This is a genomic window from Mesorhizobium sp. M1A.F.Ca.ET.072.01.1.1, from assembly GCF_004023325.1.
Lineage (GTDB): Bacteria > Pseudomonadota > Alphaproteobacteria > Rhizobiales > Rhizobiaceae > Mesorhizobium.
In genome coordinates this window covers 1-431 of sequence record NZ_RZSF01000750.1, presented here as the reverse complement: position 1 = coordinate 431, position 431 = coordinate 1, and the positions used below count along the sequence as shown (strand labels likewise).

Here is a 431-nt window from a genome sequence, read left to right as displayed (position 1 = left end):
AGATAGTCCATTTGTAAATTTTTCTAATGTGTCTAACGAAAAACGGTCATTTGAAACCCGCCTCGGGTCGCGACATGCTGAAGGAAGCTTCGAATGTTGATCCAGAAAATAGCAGCCAAAACAGAGCGAAGCCAGATCATTCCGTCGTCGTGGTCGTCCCACGCCCCTTTCATAGAGAGAGATACCATGTTCACCAGGCAACTGGCCGATGTAGAAAAAACTGACTTCTTCGTCGACTGGGGCAACGGCACCAGCCACCGGCTGCTGACCCAGCGAGACGGCATGGGGTTCACCGTCTGTCATACAGTCGTGCGGGCAGGGAGCGAGTCGCGCCTGCAATACCGGCGGCATCTCGAGGCCTGCTATTGCATCTCGGGCCAGGGCGAAGTCGAGGATATGTCGGGCGCGATCCATCGCATCGAGCCCGGGAC

Annotated in this window: 1 protein-coding gene; it reads left to right on the top strand. The window is 55.7% G+C overall.

The window, feature by feature from the left end; genetic code table 11:
* Positions 1-186: 186 nt before the first annotated feature.
* Positions 187-431 (top strand): ectoine synthase (locus tag EOA32_RS37855; protein WP_189407751.1); only part of this gene is annotated, 245 nt, incomplete at its 3' end.